Here is a 21421-nt window from a genome sequence, read left to right as displayed (position 1 = left end):
ATCGAGCGACTTCGCCGGCAACGCGATGTCCGATGCCGCCCTCGGCATCGTGGCCGATCTGGAGCAGGCCTTCGGCCGCGTCACGCCGGTGGCCATGCGCGGGCGCGTGAGCAAGGCCGTGGGCATGCTGATCGACGCCACCGGCATCCAGGCCCATGTAGGCGAGCTGTGCGAGCTGGTCACGCCCGGCGAGCCGCCGCTGCTTGCCGAAGTCGTTGGATTCCGCAACAACACGGCCATCCTCACGCCGCTGGGGCCCATCACCGGCATCTCGGCGCTGACCGAGGTGCTGCCGACCGGCCGCGGCCATGCCTGCCCGGTCGGGGCGCCGCTGCTCGGGCGCGTGCTCGATGCGCTGGGCCAGCCGATCGACGAGCACGGCCCGCTCGGCGCCGTGGCGCAGCAGCCGGTGCATCGCGAGCCGGTGAGTCCGCTGGCGCGCCGCATGATCGCGGCGCCGCTGGCCACCGGCATCCGCGCCGTCGACGGCCTGCTCACGCTCGGCGAAGGCCAGCGCGTCGGCGTCTTCTCGCCGCCGGGCGTGGGCAAGAGCACGCTCCTGGGCATGCTCGCGCGTGGCTCGACGGCCGAGGTCAACGTGATCGCGCTGATCGGGGAGCGCGGCCGCGAAGTGAAGGAATTCATCGAGCACAACCTCGGGCCCGAAGGCCTCGCGAAGACGGTGATGGTTGTCTCCACCTCCGACCGGCCCCCCATGGAGCGCATCAAGTCGGCCTACGTCGCCACCACCATCGCCGAGCACTTCCGCGACCAGGGACAGAAGGTGCTGCTGCTCGTGGATTCGCTCACGCGCTTCGCGCGCGCGCAGCGCGAGATCGGCCTCGCGAGCGGCGAGCCGCCCACGCGGCGCAGCTACCCGCCGTCGATCTTCTCGATGCTGCCGCAGCTGCTGGAGCGCGCAGGGCAGGGCAGGACCGGCTCGATCACGGCGGTGTACTCGGTGCTGACCGAAGGCGACGAGGAGAACGATCCGATCGCCGAGGAGGTGCGCTCCATCCTCGACGGCCACATCGTGCTGTCGCGCAAGCTCGCGGCCGCCAACCGCTACCCGGCCATCGACGTGCTGGCCAGCATCAGCCGCGTGATGCCGCTGGTCGCCTCGCGCGCGCACCGCGATGCGGCCGCGCACGTGCGCGGCCTGCTCGCGAAGTACCAGGAAATGGAGCTCCTGATCCAGATCGGCGAGTACAAGCAGGGTGCGGACGCGCTGGCCGACCAGGCGATCCAGGCGCGTCCCGCGATGATCGACTTCCTGTCGCAGTCGCCCGAGAGCCAGGTCGCCTTCGAGCACACCGTGGCTGCACTCGCGCGCTTCGGCGCCGGAGGCCGCCGATGAGCATCGACTGGAAGATGCTGATCGGCGTGCGCGAGCGCCAGAAGACCGCCGCGATGGGCGTGGTCGCGCGCGACCGCGAGGCCGCGGCGCGCAGCCTCGCCGAACTGCAGCAGGCCGAGGAGCGGCATCGGCAGGAGCTGGAGAGCAAGGCCAGCCATTGGCAGGAGTTGCAGGGTGCGTTCGCGAGCGGCCAGTGCAACGTGGCGCAGCTGCGCGTGGCGGGTGCGTGGAGCGGTGCCCTGGACGCGCAGATCGACAAGGCCGGCTTCGCGGCGGTGCAGGCGGGCGCGGCGCATGCGCAGCGCGAAGAGCTGCTCGCCCGAAGCCGCCAGGCGCTGCGCGCCGCGAGCGGCGAGGTCGAGAAGGCGCAGCGCATGCAGCAGCGCGAGCGCGCCGAGCACGCACGCATGCAGGAACTTCGGCAGGAAGACGCGTCCGAGGAGGCCACCACGCAGGCCTGGCTTGCGCGCCGCGCGATCTAGGGAAGAACGGCATGGAAAGCAGCCTCGAACTCGCCGCCATCGAGAGCTTCTTCTCGTCCGTGGTTCTCACGCTGCCGCGGCTGTTCGCGATCTTTGCGGTCGTGCCCTTTCTCTCGGGCGGCATGCTCACCGGCATCGTGCGTAATGGCCTGCTGCTGATGCTGGCGATCTTCATGTCGCCCGCGGCCGGCGAGATGCCGTCGGCGTCGATCGGCATGTGGATCCTCATCACCGGCAAGGAAGCGCTCATCGGGCTGATGCTCGGGCTGGGCTTTGGCATCTTCATCTGGGCGATCCAGAGCGTGGGCGACCTGATCGACTTCCAGACCGGCTCGGCCAACGCCTCTTTTTTCGACCCGGTGGCGGGCCATGAGAACGGCCCCACGGGCGAGTTCCTCAGCTGGATGGTGATCACGCTCTTCGTCTCGGCCGGCGGGCTGCTCGCGATGCTGGGCGTGATCGTCGATTCCTACCGGCTGTGGCCGGTCGGGTCCTTCTTCCCGAGTGTGGGCGCGGTGCTGGAACAGTTCGCGATCCGCCAGGGCGACACGCTCTTCCTGTGGATCGTGAAGCTGGCGTCGCCGGTGATCTTCGTGCTGCTGCTGGTCGAGCTGGGCATGGGCCTCGTGGGGCGGGTGGCGCCGCAGCTCAACGTGTTCGTCATCTCGCAGCCGCTCAAGAGCATCCTGGCCCATTTCATGATGCTGCTCTTCGTCTTTTTCGTGTACGAGTCGCTGCAGGAATTCCTGCGACCGGAGAACAGCGTGCTCGATTTTCTGCGCGCCACGCTCTAGCAGGCCATGGCAGAAAAGAACCAGGACCCGACCCCGAAGCGCCTGCGCGACGCGCGCAAGCGCGGCGAGGTCGTGTTCAGCGCCGACGTCGCGTCGACGCTGGTGTTCGCGGTGGTGATCGTCGCGATGTGGATGGGCGGCGAGGCACTCTACAGCCTGCTGCGCGAACTGTGGCTGCACGCGACCAGCGCCACGCTGCTCGCCAATCCCGACCAGCGCTTCGGCGAGCTGCTGCTGCACACCGGCGAGGCGCTTTTGTGGGGCACGCTGCCAATCACAGCCATCGCCGCCTTCGCCGGCATCGTCGGCTCGCTGTTCCAGGTCGGCGGCGTGGCGGCCTGGGAGCGCATCAAGCCCGACGCCAACCGCATGAATCCGGCTGAGGGCGCGAAGCGCATCTTCTCCACGCGCAACCTCGTCAACCTCGTCAAGATGGTCGTCAAGACGATGCTGCTGGCCGCGCTGATGTACGTGGTGGTGCGCAGCTTCCTCGACACCGCGCTCAACCTCGGCTACATCCGCCCGCCGGCCATCATGAGCGTGTCGGCGCACATGGTGCTGATCGCTTTCGTCTGGGCGATGGTGATCTATGCGCTGATGGCACTGGTCGACTATGCGCACGAGCACTACGAATTCATGAAGCAGCAGCGCATGTCGATCGACGACCTGCGGCAGGAATACAAGGAGGTCGAAGGCGACCCGATCAACCAGTCGCGGCGGCGCACGGCGCACTTCGAGGCCGTGTACGCGAGCCTCGCCGACCGCGTGCGCGGCGCCTCGGCGGTCATCCATTCGGCCCGCACGGCAATCGCGCTGCAGTACCTCGGCGAACACGACCTCCCGCGCGTCATCGCACGCGGCGAAGGCGAGGTCGCGGCGCAGATCCGCCGCTTCGCCGGCGAGGGCCTGGTGCCGACGGAGTTCGAGCCCTCGCTGGCCGATCGCCTCTATGACGAAGTGCCGGTAGACCAGCCGATCCCGCGCTCGCTCTATGCACCGGTGGCGAAGTTGCTGCGCTGGGCGCAGGGCGGGGACGCGGGCGCATGACGCCAGCGAAAACAGAATCGACCTGATAAGGAAAGCGAACGATGGCCCTCATGATGCTTCTGGACGGCGGCGCCGTATCCCGCACGGCGCAGCAGGCGGCCGCGAACCAGACCGCGCAGCAACAGCAGACGCAGCAGCCCGCGAACAGCAATAACACGGGCAGCAGTTCGGCGGCCGATGCCGCGGCGGCGCGCGCAGCGCAGCTGCAGCGGGAGCTCGAAGCCCTGCTGGAGGCGCTGCGGCGCGCCCAGGAGGCGGCCCGCGTGGCGCGCCGGCGCGAGGCCGAAGCGCAGGCTAGGCTGACGCAGGCGCGGCAGCAGCTCGAGGATGCGCAGGAGCAGGCGCGCAACAAACCGTCGGAGGCCAACAACACGGCCGCCCATTCGATGCAGCAGGGCTACGACCTCGCTGAGGCCAATGCGAAGAAGGAAACGGCGAAGCTCGCACTCGAGGACCGGGGCGTCGAGCTCGCCGAGGCGCGGGTCGCGCAGAAGGGGGAGCAACAGCAAAGCCCCGACGGTCGCACATCGGCGCAGACCGACCAGGAACTGAGGAGCGCCGAGGCTGCCTATGGCCGGGCCCAGACCACGTCCACGGCCGCGGACACCTACGCCCGGACGGAGCAGGAGGCCCAGCAGGCCGAGAACCACGCCGCATCGCTGGAACCGCCGCCCGGGCTGCCGGCCCAGGCCTACGGCAAGACGGACTGGGACGAGATCAATGCAGCCAGGAACGAGGCCACGCGCCTGCGCACCGAGGCGGACGCCGCGCGCGGCGAGTACGACGACACGCAGCAGACGGGTCAGCAGACCACGGCGCAGCAGCCGCTCCTGTTCACGACGACGACTGCCGCGACCTTCACGACCAGCTCCGGCACCGACGGCGTCACCAGCCCGACACTGCTGAGCTATGGCAACAACAACCTGCTCGCCCAGGCCTCCTACGGCGACGACGAGCCCGCGCCGCAATACCCGCTCCAGCCGCTGCTGCAGGTGTCGCCGTTCCCGCTGCCGGGTGCGCAAACCGGCTCCGAGAATCCCGTGGAGGGCCTCTATGCGCCGCCCGGCACGGAACAGGTGTCGGACACAGTCGCGGCCATCGCGCAGGGGAAGAGCGTGGAAGAGATCGCGAGGCAGCGCAATGTCAGTACCGACCAGATCATCTCCGAGGCCCGCGAGGCCGGCGTCGAGATCACGACCACCGCGGCGAACTCCGGCAACGGCGACGTACAGACCACCACCCTGAAGCAGGGCGATGTGGAGCTGAGCTACTACCGCGACTACCAGCACGATTCGCTCACCGTGCGCGGAAGCTACGACGACCCGGCCGCGCCCGGCGGCACCCGGACCATCGATGCCATGCAGGACAGCGACGGCCGCATCCATCACACGGTGGCCGACCCGCAGACCGGCGAGGACGTGTCGGTCATCACCGACTACGAGGAGGGCACCGAGACCCGCATCGACTTCGACGAACAGGGGCGGCGCGTCGAAACCACGACCGAGATGGGCGCTGGGCCGGTGACCTACGACGTGAAGCCCGGCGACACGGTCGGCGAACTTGCCCGGGCGCAGGGCATGACCGAGGCCGAGTTCCTGGCGCTCAACCCGAACCTCGAGAATCCGAACCTGATCCATCCGGGCGACAAGCTGGTGGTCGCGACCTCGCCGACGACCGTCCGGGTCTTCAATGAAGACGGTTCCATCCTCGAGACCAGCACGACGGGCGACGGCAAGCAGCAGGTGGTCTACGTCTCGCCAGAAGGCGAGAGGGTCACCCTCGCCGGCGAAAAGAGCGAGCAGGAGACCCAGGTCGAGGACATCCGCAAGAGCATCTTCGAGGATGGCCTCACCGTCGCGCAGGTCGCGGCGAACCTGCAGATGAGCCAATCGCAGGTGCTGGCGCTCATGGAGCCGGGCACGGTGGACGTTCAGGAAGCGACTTCGGACAACGGCGACGTGCAGATTACGACGCTCTTCGATCCGTACAGCGGAGAAGTGGTGATCGAGCGCTACGACTACCAGCACGACAGCATGCAGCGCGAGACGATCGCGGGCGACACGGTCTTCGAGGTGCGCCAGTACGACCCCGAGACCGGAACGTTCTCCACCGTCGAGATGGCCGGCGGCGTCGGCTATGCGCAAAGCCTGGTCGACGACCGGCAGCAGACGGTGAATGGCATCGCGAGCGAGATCAGCGATCTGGACCAGGAGATCCGCCTCTGGCAGAAGATGGGCGAGGACGCCTCCGAGCTGTACGAACAACGCCGGGTGCTCAGCAGCCAGCTGGAAGACGCCCAGGCGGTGGTGGATATCCAGCAGGGCAAGGCGGACGAGGTGGCCACGGCCTCGGACAAGGCCACGGTGATCACGCTGGCGCGCGAGTTCTACGAGATCCAGACGAACACGCGCCCCGGCACCGAGGCGCACACCAAGTCGACCGAGCTCTTGAACGAAGCGCTCGGCCTGATCGACCAGCTCAGCGACATGAGCGTGTCGGCCGACACGAACGTGGACTTCCTAGAGGCCGACCGCGACCTGCAGGACGCCACCGCAGCCCGGGAAGAGGCCGATGCCGAGCTGGAGGCCCAGTACCAGCACTGGAAGGAGACGAGCTGGCTCTGGCCCGGCCTCGACGAAGAGCAGATCAAGGAGTGGAAGGAACAAGGCGCCGTGCCGATGGGCGGCTGGAACCGCGGCTACCGCACCGCGGAGGAAGCAGACGAGGCCGCGCGCAAGGAGTTCGCCCAGGCGCAGGAACTGTGGGACGCGGTGGACGACTCCGATTCGCGGCCGGAGCGGCTGGCCTGGCTGCGGCGCAACCAGGCGCTCGAGGACGAGGCGAATGCGCAGATCGCCTACGACGAGGCGGCGGGCGCCAAGGGCGATGCGGACATCGCGGTCCGGCAGCACGACATCGACGCGCTGCAGGAGGAGAAGGACGCCTGGGTGCGCGAGAACCCGGACGCCTACGCCGACGCGTTTCCGCGCCAGGACGAGCTCGATGCGGCCGAGGACGACGTGACGCAGCTCACCATCGGCGGCCTGCTGGGCCAGGACGACGCGAACTTCCAGCGCTACCTGCTGACCCTGCCCATCGGGCAGCGCGACACCGAGGAACGGCGGCAGGAGGCGCTGAAAACCTACCAGGAAGACAACTGGCGCGAGCAGCAGGAACTCAACAACCGGATCACCACGCTGAGCAATGCCCGCCGCCGTCGGTCGATCGACGCGTCGGCGGCCTACATCGAGCAGTGGGGCGCGAAGCATCCCGAGCTCTGGGCTCAGTACGAGGCGCTGGGCAAGCCCTCGCCGACCAGTTCGGTGCGGGCCGCCGAGCACCGGATGGAGCAGCGCGAAGACATTCTCGCGACACCGGCGGGACAGCTGCTGCGCCCGGCCATCGAGGCGCAGCAGCAAGCCGAGTCCGAAGAGAGACGGATCAGCACCGAGGACCGGGCGCGCATGCAGACCGATCGCGATCGCATCAACAAGGGGATCGACAACCACAGCTTCGTGCGCGACGGGTGGTCGGCGATGTTCGGCGATACCGCCGACGATGCGCAGGCCTACACCGAGGACCAGATCGCGGCGGCGGAGCAGCTCGACGACGACCTGAACGCCGGCCGCATCACGCTGCAGGAGTACGTGGGCAAGCGCGACGCGCTGATGGGCGCCTACAACATCGATTCGGCCGACTGGGCCCAGCAGCTGCGGGATACCGACGAGACCTGGGGCACCATCGACACGGCAGTGCGCACGGTGCTCGCCGCGGGTGCGGCGCTGGGCGTCACGCTGGCGACGGGCAGCATCTTCGCCGGCGCCGCCGCGGGCATGCTGGTCAACGAGGCTTACGACCTGGTCAACGACGTCGGCGCCATGGCGAACGGACAGGCGCTGTCGAACGATGGCCACGTCTCGCTCCTCGGGCTGGGTGCCGGCGCCGTCTTCACAGACGACGTGACCGGCAAGGAAGTCCGCATGGCTCTGAAGGACAAGGTGATCGACGGCGCCACGAACCTGGTCACCGGCGGCGGCGTGATCGCGGGCGTCAAGATGAGTGCGGCCATGACGGGCCGCGTCGTCGCGCGCGGCGGCACCTTGAACCTGGGCCAGCGCGCCGCGATCGGCGCCGGCAGCCAGGTCGTGGGGCAGGGCGTGGACGGTGCCGGGCGCGTCGGCGTCGACACGCTCCAGCTCGCGATCGAAGGCAAGCTCGGTACGCCCGAAGGCCTGGAGCGGCTTCGCAAGTCGCTCGCCAACGCCGGCATCAACGTGCTGTTCGCGCCGCTCGGCGGCAGCGTCTCGGGCGCGATCCGAATGGATGTGCTGCGGCCGGTGACGGGCGTTGCGCTGCAGGCCATGAACGACGGCGCCATGAACCTCGGCATTGCCGAGATTTCCGCGCTGATGCTCGAAGGCCGCCACATGAACACCGGCGAACTGGTGGCGGCCGGCATGGGCACGCTACCCGGCACCATCACCAGCATCGCCTTCCATCCGCAGCGGATGGCGTCGGCGCGTGGCTATGTCGGCCACCTCGGCGCGGACGACGGCGAGGGAAGCGGCGCGCGGCGCCCGTTGCGCGACGACGTCTTGAACGATGCGGCGGACGACACGGTGGTGCCGGCGAGCTTCCGCACGGATGACACGGCCGACGCGACGAACCCGGCCCGCACGGAGGATGCAGCGGACGTGGCGGACGTGGCGGACACGCCTGTGGCCACGTCGACCCCGGAGGCACCCGCTCAGCCCGTGGCACCACCCGATCCGGACATCTCCGCGCCTGCGAGCGTGACACCCACGGCGACGGTGCTCGTCGCCACCGCCGCCGCTTCGGCCGACAGGGTTCTGGCATCTGCAGAGGCGCCGGGCAAGCCGGATGCATCGGACGGCGCCGAGGGCGCCGATTCGGCAGATGGCGCCGACGGACGCAGCGACGCCGATGACGCGGACGGCGCAGACGGCGCGGACGGCGCAGACGGCGCAGACGGCGCCGACGGCGCCGACACGGCGGGCGCCAGCCGCGATGAGCTGAGCGCGCTCGCGGCGAACCGCGGCCGGGGCTTCTGGCGCAGGTCGCGCGGCGTCGACGTCAATCTGATTCCGACCACGCCCGAGTTCAGCCGGCTGCGGCTGGCCATGGAGCGGCTTAAGGGCGTGCAGGATGTTCCGGTGGTGGCAGGCGCCAGCGTCGGCGTGCGCGTTCGCGACCCCGGCACGGGCCAGGAGAGTTCGCAGAACTGGCTGCTCGATGCCGACGGTCACACGCCTCTCGCGCCGAGCGAGGCGGCGCAGCGCATCGAGGCCGCGGGCGGCCTGCCCGAGGACGGATCGGCCGTGCTGATCCTGGGCTGCAATCTGTCGCCGGAATACCTCGGCCTCGTCGGGCAGCACCTGGGGCGCCCGGTGCTGACCAACGCGGAGATGGTGCACGTCTTCAACACCTTCCGCGGCAGCCGCATCGAGACCGGCCCCGCGTTCGAGCCCGGCAACGCGCCGAGCCGCACGCGCGCGAAGTCCATCGACGTGCGCGCTATCCGGCAGCCAGATGGCGAGATCCTGGCCGATCCCGAACTCGTCAGCACGCACGCTCGGCACATGGCCCCTGCAGTGCTCGCCGATGCCGAAGCCGTGCTGAGGCTGTCGCCAGAGGGCGCGGGCATCTACCGCAGCCCCGACGACGGCACCACGATGTTCTGGGACGGCAAGTCGGCAGAGCCGGTCGCGCTCGACCAGGCCATGGATAGCCAGCCGTTCCGATCGGGCTCCGGCGTCGACGTCCATGCGCTGGGCAAGGAATGGTGCGTCCTGGTCGCCAGGGGCGAGCCCGGCGCGCTGCGCGAACGTGTGGCGCTGCACGAGCAGCTGCATGCGATGTTCGAAAGCCACAGGCCCGGTTTCGGCGATGCGCACGTGGTGAAGATGCACGGCCCGATCGTGCTTCCTGACGGCCGCCCGGCGCTGGTCGCGCGGCGCGAGCCCGGCAGCACCCGCGACAGCTCCTACCGCCTGCAGGTCAGCACGCGCACCGGCCCTGATCTCGCGGAGATCATGCAGGTGCTCGACGACAGCGGCATGCAGGTCAGCGACCTGCAGTTCCTGCTGACCCCGGAAGGCAAGGTCATGGTGAACGACCCCCGCGCGATCTATCCGCGGGAAGAGGGCACGCGGCACGTGCGGGAACAGGACTACCGCTTCCTCGCGCGCGCCGTCAATGCGCACAGCGCGTCCTCCAGCCCAAGCTGGCGCGTCGAGCTCGGCGAGGCGCATGGACTCGACGGCATCCATGGCCGAGTCAACACGACGGATTCGATGACGGCTTGCGTGAACATCTCGGTCACGATCGACCGCATGCTGAGCGCACCGGGCACGCGCATGTCTGCCGTGCCTTCGGATGCGAAAACGCTGGCGGATGTGCGCGGCCTCTACGGCGATCCGCCGATCAGGCGCTTCGACGACAGCGCGGCGACCATGGACCATCTGTCGCGCCTGCCGGAGGGCTCGCGCGGCTTCGTGGTGCTGGGCGGCGACGCCGGCGACACCTCGCACATGATCAACTACGTGGTCCGCGACGGCGAGGTGGTGCTGATCGACGGGCTGTCGGGGCGCAATGCGTCGCGCTTCGACGCGCCGGTCGTCCACGTCATCGAGACGCAGAACGGTGCGCACCCCCGGGTGGACCACACCGTTCGCTCGCAGGACGACATTGCACGCGCGCGCGCGCTCGCCGACGAGCCGCTGCCCGAGAGCTGGCCGCAGGATCTGGTGGCCGGGCGCCGGAAGACCCGTTTCGAATCGAACGGCGCGATGCGGCCGCCGCAGGTGGCCGGACCCGACTGGGCCGACGTCGCCGCAGAGGCGCCGCGCCTGATGGCCGACCAGGAGGCCGCAGCCCAGGGCGGGCCGGCCGTGCAGCTGGCGCCGCACGAGCAGGCATGGCGGCAGTCCTTGTCCTCGGCCATGCAGAACAGCGTGTTCGTCGTGTCCCGTGTATCGGGCTACGACGGCGCGCAGGTGCGTGCCAAGCGATCCGACATCTTCGACAACTACACCGACGCGCAGGCCGCGGCGGCGCGGCTCGGCGGCGCGTATGTCCACCAGGTGCTGGCGCCGGCAGGCAGGAACCGGCTCGCGAAGGTCGGCCACGTGGAGCCTGCCGACCGCCGTGGCGCGACCTTCGTGTCGGCGGGAGGCGAAGTCCTCGGCGTCGGCATTCCGAACATCTATTTCCAATGGCAAAGCGCCAATGCGCCAGCCGTTCACGGCGCACAGACAACGACCACGCCGCTGCAACAAGCCGCGGCCACGCCACCGCAGCCGGCCGCGGCCACGCCACCGCAGCCGGCCGCGGCCACGCCACCGCAGCCGGCCGCGACCATGCCACCACAGCCGGCCGCGACCACGCCGCCGCAGCCGGCCGCGACCACGCCGCCACCGCAGGCGGCCGCGACCACGCCGCCCGCGCCTCAGCCACCATCGACCGGCCCGGCACCCGCGTTCCAGGGCTGGCAGGTGACCGCCACCTCGACAGGCTCGGTCGATTTCGACCTCGTCATCGAAGGCAGCCAAAGCTTCACCGCGCCGCGGCCGCATTACGCAGGCCCGGACAACGTGGCGAACTTCGACCCGCGGCAACAGGCGACGCAAGCCGACGCCGACCAGACGGCCTACCTGGTCGGCGCCAACTCGCCCGACGGACACCAGGCGCGCAGCGAGACGCTGCGGTCCAGGCTCGCGAACTACCTGCGGGGCAGGGCACCGTCCGCCTTCGGCGCGCCCGACTACGTCGCGAAGCGCTACGCCATTCCGGATGACGCGAACGAGGTCCTGAAGGGCGGCGCCGACGACAGCTTCGGCGCCAAACACGTCTTCGGCACCTTCAAGGAAGCACAGGCCGCCGCGCAGCAGATGGCGAGCGACAGGGGGCGGGCGCAGGAAGTCGTTCGACTCGTGGATTCCAAGCTCGACCTGGCGGCGGGCGTGCGCAACCAGCGCTTCACCAACGGCCAGACGGACGGGATCGTCTTCGTGAACGCGGACGGCTCGGTGAATCCGGTGAGCATCGCCAACCGCAACACGGCGAACCGGCACATCCCGAGGGAAGGCGACCAGTTCATCGACCCGCGCAACGAGATGAGCGACACCGCCAAGACCTACTCGTTCAAGCAGCGCTGGAAGGTCGGCCTCTTCTCCGCTGCCACGATGATCGGAACCGCCGGCGCCGCCTACACGGCGATGCGCTTCGGCGGCGCCAGCCTCGGCTGGTCGACCGCTGCGGGCGCCTCGGTCGCGACCTACGCCGGCACGCGCGACATGTTCCTGCGCTACGCCTTCGATGCCTTCCTCTACCGCGGGCTGGCCGCGGGCTTCAAGCAGGGGCTGAAGGTGCGCATGCAGAAACATGCCTCGCCCGATCACGACAACACCTTCGCCCTGATCAAGGACATCGCGGATCCCGACAGGCAGGAGGCCGCGCTGACCCAGCTCCGCACGCAGCTGGCCAGCGGCATCGCGCGCCGCGGCGGCATCGGCAGGAGCGACCGGGCCGCCAATCGCGCCGCGATCGAGACCTTGCGCAAGGATCCCAACGATGCCGCCGCACTGGACACCTTGACGGCGGCGGCCTACCGGCGCGCAGGCTTGCCGATGGTCGGCGCGCGCGGCAGGTTCAACCGCATACCGCCGCAGCTCAGGGCCCAGTACGAGCAGGCGATGCAGGACATCCGCATCAAGCCGACCACGCCCGACGAGGTGCAGCGCGTCGCCGACGCCGCGACGCTGCTGGACACTGCCGCGCTGGTGCTGCGCGCGCAGCAGCAGGCCGGCCGGCTGCGCGGAAGCATGTTCGTGCGCAACGTGCCGCACGAGGATCGCCGGCGCTACAGGCAGGCCATCGATGCGCTCGCGCAGAACCCTGCGGACCCGCAGGCCATGCTGACGCTTCAGCTGGTCGGTCTGGACCGGGTCCAGCGGATGGCCACGCACTACCGCGGTTCGTGGCGAGGCATCCACAAGGCCGACCGCCACACGATCGAGCTGGAAGCAGAGACCTTGAGAACGAGGATGACGCAAATCCACAAGGAGCTCGGCGATGCGCTCGAGGCCAGCAGGACGGCCCACGCCAGCGATCCCGCGGCACGCGCGCGCGCCGACGACGCTGCCCACGCGGCCTATGCGCGCGCCATGGACGACCTGAGAACGAACCCGCCGGCCTCGCACCAGGTGCTGGAGGGCATCGGCGACAAGCTCGCAACCTCCAACACGCCCGTGGGCCGCGCGCTTCTGTCGGCGCGCATCGCGAGCTTCGCGTGGAGCAACTCGGGCGCGACGCGCCTGGTGCTGGACCCGATCTACGACACCACCGCCTGGGTCGATGGGCTGACATCGGAGAAGGCGGTCGGGATGCCCGGGAGCATCTATTTCGCCTGGGCCAACAACACCGGCCTCGCCGCCTCGGTGGCCGCGAAGTTCGCGGAAGGCCAGAAGAACCGCCACGGCGTCGACCTGACCATCACGCACGATCCGGAAAGTACGCAGAACCAGGCGCTGCGGAAGCAGGCCCAGCAGCAGACGCCGGCGCAGGGCGCGGCAGCCACGCCGGTACCGGCGCCTTTCGTTCCCGTGGACCACAAAGGCAAGCCCGTCAAGACCTACAGGAGCACCGAGAACCAGAACGTCGTCTGGCGCTGGATCAAGGGGATGGGCAGCGTCGAGGCGGCGACGCACAACGGCCTGGACATCAACGGCAACCCGCTGCTGAAGCCGACCAAGTTCGCGCGCCTCGCGCAATGGTCCTCATGGGGCGATGCCAACGGCCTGATCTACATGACGGCAGGGACCGTGATCGAGGGCGTGCAGGCTGTCTCGAACGGGCAGTATCTCCATGCGGCCCTGGTTGCGGGCAAGCTGGTTGGCGAGGTCATCTCCTTCCGCGGCTTGCAGCAGGACTACCAGGGCGAGCTGAGGAGCAGGCACGGAAAGGGCGCCGACGTCTATCACTCCGACCTCGTGCCGACTTTCAACGCGCCGCTGGGCAATGCCAAGCGTCCGGGGAGCAGCACCGCGGCGCCGGCCACGAATGCAGCGCCCGGCGCGCCAGTGCCCGTGGTAGCGCCGAAGACCAAGCCTGATGCGGTGATCAGGAAAGGATTGCCTCCCATGGTCAAGCTGGCGATCGGCGTGCCGCTGATCGTCGGGTTCGAGGAGTTGTTGATGCTGTTGCGCGAGAAGGAGGACGCCGCGCGCAAGGCCGGGACGCCACCGCCGGTGCCTGCTCCCACGCCTGCACCGTCGCCAACGCCAACACCGAGTCCTACACCCACGCCGTCACCCACGCCGTCACCCACGCCGTCGCCCACGCCGTCGCCCACGCCGTCACCCACGCCGTCACCCACGCCGTCGCCCACGCCGTCGCCCACGCCGTCGCCCACGCCGTCACCCACGCCGTCACCCACGCCGTCGCCCACGCCGTCACCCACGCCGTCGCCCACGCCGTCACCCACGCCGTCGCCGACGCCGTCGCCCACGCCGTCGCCGACGCCGTCGCCCACGCCGTCACCCACGCCATCACCCACGCCGTCACCGACGCCGTCACCCACGCCGTCACCGACGCCGTCACCGACGCCGTCACCCACGCCGTCACCGACGCCGTCACCCACGCCGTCACCCACGCCGTCACCCACGCCGTCACCGACGCCGTCACCCACGCCGTCACCCACGCCGTCGCCGACGCCGTCACCGACGCCCCCCCTGGTCATGCCGCCTCGCTCGACAAGGCAACTGCTCGATGCGTCGTTCATGCTCTCGCCAGGCGCGCAGCCCTTGGCCGTATCGGAGCTGCTTGCGACGACGCCCGAGGCGCCGACACCGCGCAGCGTCGGCTCGCCACCCCACGCCGCGCTGGCGCAGCTTTTCAACCTGGAGGGAAATCCGCGCTCGCCGGCCCCGGCCGAGCTGGCCGATCGCCAGGTCGAGCCGAGTTCGCAGACCCAGGTCGCCTGAGAGCCGCGACGGCCCGGCCGGCTATTCGACGATGCCGTTGCGCGCGGCCAGCGGCTGCAGCGCATCGAACGCCGAGAGCCGCCGGTACTCGCCGGGCACCACCGCGTAGGTGCTGAGGAAAGTCTTGTGCAGGTGGCTCTGGTCGCTGAAGCCGGCCGCGTGCGCCGCGTAGGTAACGCGCGCGCCGCCGGCGATCAGGTCGCGCGCGTACTCGATGCGATGGCCCACCAGCAGCTCGTGCGGCGTGAAGCCCAACGCATTCCTGAAGCGGCGCTGCAGATGCACCGGATGCCAGCCGACTTCGCCCGCCAGGCCTTCCAGCGTGATGCGCTGGTGGAAGCCCGAGGCGATCGTTCGGTAGAGGCGATTCACCCGATCGTCGCCCGCATCGGTGAGCGCGAGTGTTGCGGCGCGCCCGTCGACCAGCGGTGGGTGAAGCGGGATCCATTGCGCGAGCCGGTCACGCACGAGCTGGCGGCCGGACGCAGCGGCATCGTCGCTTCCGCTGCGCTGCGCTTCGCGCAGCAGTGCATGGCACTCGATGAAGTCGCGCGCGGCCGAAGCTTGCGGAAAGAGCGCGATCTCCGCATCGCCTTCGACCGGCAGCGGCTCGCGCGATGTGTCCGGCGGATTGACGCAGCGCGCCACCGCGAAGCTGCAGTACATCGCATCTTCGCGCCAAGGCGTTGTGCGTGCCTCGACCGAGTGCCACACCTGCGGCGCGATGCGCATCAGCGTGCCCGGTGGCACGACCGTCACGCCCCGGCTGGTGCGCAGATGCAGCTCGGTGTCGGATACGGAGAGCGCGAAGCCGAAGTGCCGGTGCGGCCGGATCTGGCCCTGGCGAAAGCGGTTGGCGGTGAACTGCAGGCCCGCGAGCTCAGCGTCGCGCCAGTAGCAGGAGTCAACGAGTTCCATCGAAGGCCGAGTGCATTGCACCTTAAGAATTTACAAGGCGGAAAAGCCGCCCCTTGATAACTTCACAGGCGTCGATTGCGATGCAGTCGATACACCGATTCGAAGTGCACGAAGCATGCCAGTGCCGGACGAATCTGTGAAGCCGCGATGTCCAAAAACCCCCACGTCCGCGTGCCGGTTGCCGACGCTCGTGCGAACTGATCTTTTTTTGAGGACGGAGCAACCAGATGAGATGGAGACAAGGCGGCCTGCGCGGCCTTCTGTGCGCAGCGCTGTTCGCATTCTGCGCGGGCCTCGCGCATGGGCAGGAATTGCGCATCGGGCTGAGCAGCAACCCCAGCACGGTGGACCCGCACTTCTACAACAACGACGCGGTGAGTGCGGTGGTCAACCACGCCTACGAAACCCTGGTGGCGCTGGACCCCGACACCCGGCTGATCCCCGCGCTGGCCGCCTCGTGGCGCACGCTCGACGACACGACGTGGGAGTTCAAGCTGCGCGATGGCGTGAAGTTCCACGATGGCAGTGCATTGACGGCGGAAGACGTGATCTTCTCGCTCGACCGGCCCGCGACCATCGCCAACAGTCCGAGCTCCTTCACGACCTACACGCGCAGCATCACCGGCAAGAAGGCGATCGATCGGCTGACCGTGCAGCTGACGACCGCGACGCCGTCGCCGCTGCTGCCCAACGACCTCACGCGCATCTTCATCGTGTCGAGGAAGCTGGCTGAGAAGGCGAGCACGGGCGACTTCAACCAGGTCAGGCTCGACGCCGGCACCGGCCCGTTCAGGATCGTGAAGTTCACGCCGGGCTCGTCGGTGCAGTTCGCACGCTTCGACGACTACTGGGGCGCCAAGGCCGCGTGGTCCTCGCTCACGCTGCGCATGCTGCCCGCCGATTCCGCACGCATGTCGGCGCTGCTGTCGGGCGACGTGCAGCTGGTGGAGAACGTGCAGGCCAACCTGGTGCCGCAGTTTCGCCAGAACAAGGAACTCGCGGTCTTCGACAAGGTGTCGAGCCGCGTCATGTTCCTCTACACCGACCACCGCGACAGCTCGCCCTTCGTGACCGACAAGGAAGGCAAGCCGCTTCAGAAGAACCCGCTGAAGGACGCACGCGTGCGCCAGGCGATCTCGAAGCTGATCGATCGCAACGTGCTCGCCGAGCGCGTGCTCGACAAGCTCGGCGTGCCGACCGCCAACGTGGCCGCGCCCGGCATGTTCGGCTTCAATCCGGCATTGAAGCCGGAGGCGGTCGACGTCGCGGGCGCACGCAAGCTGCTGGCCGAAGCCGGCTACCCCGAGGGCTTCGGCCTCACCATCTTCGGCCCTAACGACCGCTACATCAACGACGAGCAGGTGGTGCAGACCATCGGCCAGATGCTCACGCGCGGCGGCATCGCGACCAAGGTGCAGGTGTCGCCGATGTCGACCTACATCGGGCGCGCGTCGAAGAAGGAACTGGGCTTCGGCCTGCTCGGCTGGGGCGTCGGCGGCGGCGAGCCCGCCGGCGCGATGCGCGGCCTGCTCGGCACGGCCGACAAGGACAAGGGCATGGGCGCCATCAACTGGAGCAGCTACAGCAATCCGCATTTCGACGCGCTTCTGACCGAAGCCATGCACACGGTCGACAACAAGAGGCGCGAGCAGCTGCTGCAGCAAGCCGCCGAGCTCGCGCTGAAGAAGGACTACGCGATCATCCCGCTCTACAACCAGGTGGCGACCTGGGCGGCGCGCAAGGGCATCGCTTTCGTGCCGCGCGTCGACGAGTTCACGCTCGCGTCGCAGGTCCGGCCGGACTGAGGCGGGCACGCGATGCTGCAGCAACTCGACCATCTGCCTTCCGGCTTCGCCACCGCCTCGGCGCGCGACCTGCATCGCGTGCTGCCGGGCCCGACGCTGATCCACCTGCCGGGCGAAATGCAGCCGCCGCTCTTCGTCTCGATCCTGCTGCACGGGAACGAGGACGTGGGCCTGCATGCGCTGCAGTCCGTGCTGGCGACGCATGCGGCGAAGCCGCTGTCGCGCGCCTTGTCGATCTTCGTCGGCAACGTGGAGGCGGCCAAGGCAGGCGTGCGCCGGCTCGACCACCAGCCCGACTTCAACCGCATCTGGACCTCGGCCCCGCCGGCAACGGAGTTCGAGCACATGGCCGCGGCCGTGCTGGAGGTCATGAAGCAGCGCGCGGTCTTCGCCGCTCTGGACCTGCACAACAACTCCGGCCGCAATCCGCTGTATTCCTGCTTCAGCGCGCTGGACGAGAAGCACCTGCGGCTGGCCCGCTGGTTCTCGCCGATCGGGGTGCTGATCCACGCGCAGTCGTCGCTCGGCGCTGCGTTCGCGCCACTGTGCCCGACCATCACCTGCGAGTGCGGCGAGATCGGCAGCGCGCAGGGGGTGGTGCAGGCCGCGCGCCTGATCGAACGCTGCCTGCACGCCACGCCCGAGAGCTTCGGCGCCGGAGCCGAGGCAGCGCCGCTGGACATCTTCCAGGCCTATGCGGTGCTGAAGATCCCGGAATCGATCACGCTCTCCATCGACGGCGATGAGGCGGACATCCGGCTGCCCGCCGACATCGAGTCGATGAACTTCTGCACGCTGCAGGCCGACCGCGTGCTCGCCACCACCGCCGCACACCTGGCCATCGAGCCGCTGCAGGTGCGCGGCTTCGCCGACGAGCCGATCGAAGGCCTGTTGCTGCGCGACGGCGCCGAGCTCCGGCTGAAGGAGGGCGCCACCGCCGCCATGCTGACGCGCGACGTGCGCGCCATCCGCCAGGACTGCCTGGGCTACCTGATGCAGCGCATCGCGCATCCGCCGGCCTGAACGAACCCACAGGACGCACATGCTCGCATTCGTGATCCGACGCCTGGCGCAGAGCCTGGTGGTCCTCTTCGCCATGTCGATCCTGGTCTTCGCCAGCGTCTACCTGATCGGCAATCCCGCGGACATCCTGATCAGCATGGACGCCGACCAGGCGGAGCGTGCGCGGCTCGTGGAATCCATGGGCCTGGACCGGCCGCTCCTGCTGCAGTACCAGCATTTCCTCTCGCGGGCGCTCCATGGCGATCTCGGGAAGTCCTTCGTGCACGGCGTGCCTGCCATCGCACTGGTGCTGGAGCGGCTGCCCGCCACGCTGGAACTGGCCTGCGTCGCCATGGCGATTGCGCTGCTGATCGGCATCCCGCTCGGCCTGTGGGCCGGTTTGCGGCCCGAATCGATGGCCGGCAAGGCCATCATGACCGGCTCGATCCTCGGCTTCTCGCTGCCCACCTTCTGGGTCGGCCTGATGCTGATCGTGGTGTTCTCGGTACAGCTCGGCTGGCTGCCCGCCGGCGGCCGCGGGCCGACGCGCGAGTTGCTGGGCCTGCAGTTGTCGATGTTCGGCGCCGAGGGCCTGCGGCACCTGCTGTTGCCGGCGGTGAACCTCGCGCTCTTCAAGCTCGCGCTGGTCACGCGCCTCACGCGCGCCGGCACGCGCGAGGCGCTGACGCAGGACTACGTGAGGTTCGCGCGCGCCAAGGGCCTGTCGCCCGTGCGCGTGGTCGGCGTGCACGTACTCAAGAACATCATGGTGCCGATCGTCACGGTGATGGCACTGGAGTTCGGCGCGCTGGTGGCCTTCGCGGCCGTCACCGAGACCATCTTCGCGTGGCCCGGCGCAGGCAAGCTGATCATCGAATCCATCGGCCTGCTCGACCGGCCGGTCGTGGTGGCCTACCTGCTGATCGTGGTGTCGATGTTCACCTTGCTCAACCTGCTGGTGGACATCGCCTACTCGGCGCTCGATCCGCGCGTGCGGTTGAGCGACCAAGCCGCCTGACGCGCGAGGTCCCCCCGAACTCCAACCACACACATCCACCATGAGCACTCAGTTTGCAACCCTGGGCGACGAGATCGACGCACCCGCGCTGCCGGCCACGCGGCCCGCGAGCCCGCCGGCGGACTCGCCGTTGCGCATCTTCCTGCGCCAGTTCGCCGAGTCCAGGCTGGCGCTGGTCGGCGCGCTGGTGCTGCTGCTGCTGGTTGCGGGCGCCGCGTTCGCGCCCGTGCTCGCGCCGCAGAATCCCTACGACCTCGCGCAGCTCGACATCCTGGACGGGCGCCTGCCGCCAGGCTCGCCGAGCGCCGATGAAGCGTCGGGCCGCATCTACCTGCTAGGCACCGACGAGCAGGGGCGCGACATGCTCTCCGCCATGCTCTACGGCCTGCGCATCTCGCTGGGCATCGGCATCGTCGCGACGCTGGCCGCGCTGTCGCTCGGCAGCATGCTCGGGCTGCTGGCCGCCTACGCCGGCGGGCGGCTCGACGCCTTCCTGATGCGCGTGGTCGACATCCAGCTGTCGTTCCCGGCCATCCTGCTCGCGCTGGTGCTGATCACGGTGCTCAAGCCGGGCATCGGCAACGTGGCGCTCGCGCTGGTGGCGGTGCAATGGGCCTACTACGCGCGCACCGTGCGCGCCGCCGCGCTGATCGAGCGCAGGAAGGAATACGTCGAGGCGGCGCACGGCCTGGGCCTCTCGGGCACACGCATCGTGTTCCGGCACCTGCTGCCCAACTGCCTGCCGCCGGTGATCGTGGTCGCCGCGCTGCAGGTGGCCAACGCGATCTCGCTGGAAGCGACCTTGTCCTTTCTCGGCATCGGTGTGCCGATCACCGAGCCCTCGCTGGGCCTGATGATCGCCAACGGCCAGCAGTACCTGCTTGCCGGCAAGTACTGGATGTCGCTGTACCCGGGCCTGATGCTGCTCGTGACCATCCTCGCCATCAACCTGGTGGCCGACCAGCTGCGCGACGTGCTGAACCCGCGCCTGCAGAAGCAATGAGTGCCATGACCTCTCCCACACTGGTCGTCGAGGGTCTCAGGACCGCGTTCTCCACCCGTGCCGGCATCGTCAAGGCGGTGGACGACGTGTCCTTCAGCGTGAAGCGCGGCGAGATCATGGGCCTGGTCGGCGAGTCCGGCTCCGGCAAGTCAATGACCGGCTATTCGATGCTGGGCCTCGTCGATCCGCCAGGCAGGGTGGTGGGCGGCAAGGTGCTGCTCACACAGCGCAGCGGAGAACAGATCGACCTGTTGCAGCTCTCGCCGCGTGCGCTGCAGCGCGTGCGCGGCAACCGGGTGGCGATGATCTTCCAGGACCCGATGATGACGCTCAATCCGGTGCTGCGCATCGACACGCAGATGGTCGAGGCGATCCGTGCGCATCACGACGTGAGCGTCGGCGCCGCGCGTGAACGCGCGGCCGCAGCGCTCGCCGCGGTGGGCATCGCCTCGCCGCACGCGCGCCTGCTGGCCTATCCGCACCAGTTCTCGGGCGGCATGCGCCAGCGCGTGGCAATCGCGATCGCGCTGCTCAACCAGCCCGACCTCATCATTGCGGACGAGCCGACCACGGCGCTCGACGTCACGATCCAGGGCCAGATCCTGGCCGAGATGCAGGCGCTGTGCCGCGAGTCGGGCACGGCGCTGATCTGGATCACGCACGACCTCTCGGTGGTGGCAGGCCTGGCCGACACGGTCTCGGTGATGTATGCCGGCCGCATCGTGGAGCAGGGCGCCGTCGCGGACGTGCTCGAAGCTCCGAGCCACCCTTACACGCGCGGACTCATCGCGAGCGCGCCGTCGCGCAGCGTGCGCGGCCGGCCGCTCGCGCAGATCCCGGGCATGACGCCCTCGCTGCTCGCGCTACCCCCCGGCTGCGCCTTCCAGGAGCGCTGCGGCCGCCGCACCGCGGCCTGCAGCGCCGCACCGCCGCTCACGCAGCTGGGCGAGCGGCAACTGCGCTGCTTCCATCCCTTTCAGGCGGCCTGACGA

At 69.3% G+C, this 21421-nt stretch carries 11 protein-coding genes; 10 read left to right on the top strand and 1 reads right to left on the bottom strand.

The window, feature by feature from the left end:
• Positions 1-25 precede the first annotated feature (25 nt).
• From ACSQ89_RS14590 to ACSQ89_RS14570, 5 genes are read left to right on the top strand one after another with little or no spacing between them, the layout of a single operon-like run.
• A complete protein-coding gene (locus ACSQ89_RS14590) occupies positions 26-1357 on the top strand; it encodes a FliI/YscN family ATPase (RefSeq protein ID WP_436290546.1) in 1332 nt (443 codons plus the stop codon).
• Positions 1354-1839, top strand: coding sequence for a serine kinase (locus tag ACSQ89_RS14585; protein ID WP_436290302.1), 486 nt, complete (start codon positions 1354-1356; stop codon positions 1837-1839). Before ACSQ89_RS14590 ends, ACSQ89_RS14585 begins: the two co-directional genes overlap by 4 nt.
• Before the next feature lie 11 nt (positions 1840-1850).
• A complete protein-coding gene (gene sctT, locus ACSQ89_RS14580) occupies positions 1851-2633 on the top strand; it encodes a type III secretion system export apparatus subunit SctT (protein WP_093108709.1) in 783 nt (260 codons plus the stop codon).
• A gap of 6 nt (positions 2634-2639) precedes the next feature.
• Positions 2640-3680 carry an EscU/YscU/HrcU family type III secretion system export apparatus switch protein gene (locus tag ACSQ89_RS14575; protein WP_093110043.1) on the top strand — a complete coding sequence of 347 codons (1041 nt, stop codon included), beginning with the start codon at positions 2640-2642 and terminating at the stop codon, positions 3678-3680.
• A gap of 41 nt (positions 3681-3721) precedes the next feature.
• Positions 3722-14683 (top strand): LysM peptidoglycan-binding domain-containing protein, encoded by a 10962-nt coding sequence (locus tag ACSQ89_RS14570; RefSeq protein WP_436290303.1) that lies wholly within the window; start codon positions 3722-3724, stop codon positions 14681-14683.
• A gap of 21 nt (positions 14684-14704) precedes the next feature.
• Here the strand turns inward: ACSQ89_RS14570 and ACSQ89_RS14565 are convergent, their stop codons facing one another.
• On the bottom strand, positions 14705-15601 hold the full coding sequence (locus ACSQ89_RS14565; protein ID WP_436290304.1) for a helix-turn-helix domain-containing protein: 897 nt from the start codon (positions 15599-15601) through the stop codon (positions 14705-14707).
• 227 nt (positions 15602-15828) lie between these two features.
• On the opposite strand from ACSQ89_RS14565, the gene ACSQ89_RS14560 reads away from it, so the two are divergent.
• From ACSQ89_RS14560 to ACSQ89_RS14540, 5 genes are read left to right on the top strand one after another with little or no spacing between them, the layout of a single operon-like run.
• Positions 15829-17406, top strand: a complete 1578-nt coding sequence (locus tag ACSQ89_RS14560) for an ABC transporter substrate-binding protein (protein WP_436290305.1) — start codon at positions 15829-15831, stop codon at positions 17404-17406.
• 12 nt (positions 17407-17418) lie between these two features.
• Entirely contained in the window at positions 17419-18429 is a 1011-nt protein-coding gene (locus ACSQ89_RS14555) for a M14 family metallopeptidase (RefSeq protein WP_436290306.1), read from the top strand.
• Between the two features lie 19 nt (positions 18430-18448).
• Positions 18449-19426, top strand: coding sequence for an ABC transporter permease (locus ACSQ89_RS14550; protein ID WP_436290307.1), 978 nt, complete (start codon positions 18449-18451; stop codon positions 19424-19426).
• Between the two features lie 40 nt (positions 19427-19466).
• On the top strand, positions 19467-20429 hold the full coding sequence (locus ACSQ89_RS14545) for an ABC transporter permease (protein WP_436290308.1): 963 nt from the start codon (positions 19467-19469) through the stop codon (positions 20427-20429).
• Positions 20430-20434: 5 nt separating this feature from the next.
• A complete protein-coding gene (locus ACSQ89_RS14540; protein ID WP_093110050.1) occupies positions 20435-21418 on the top strand; it encodes an ABC transporter ATP-binding protein in 984 nt (327 codons plus the stop codon).
• Positions 21419-21421: the final 3 nt, after the last annotated feature.

Origin of the sequence: Variovorax sp. LjRoot175 (genome assembly GCF_964253805.1) — a bacterium.
In the GTDB taxonomy this organism is placed as follows: domain Bacteria; phylum Pseudomonadota; class Gammaproteobacteria; order Burkholderiales; family Burkholderiaceae_C; genus Variovorax.
This window is presented reverse-complemented; position numbering and strand designations above follow the sequence as displayed.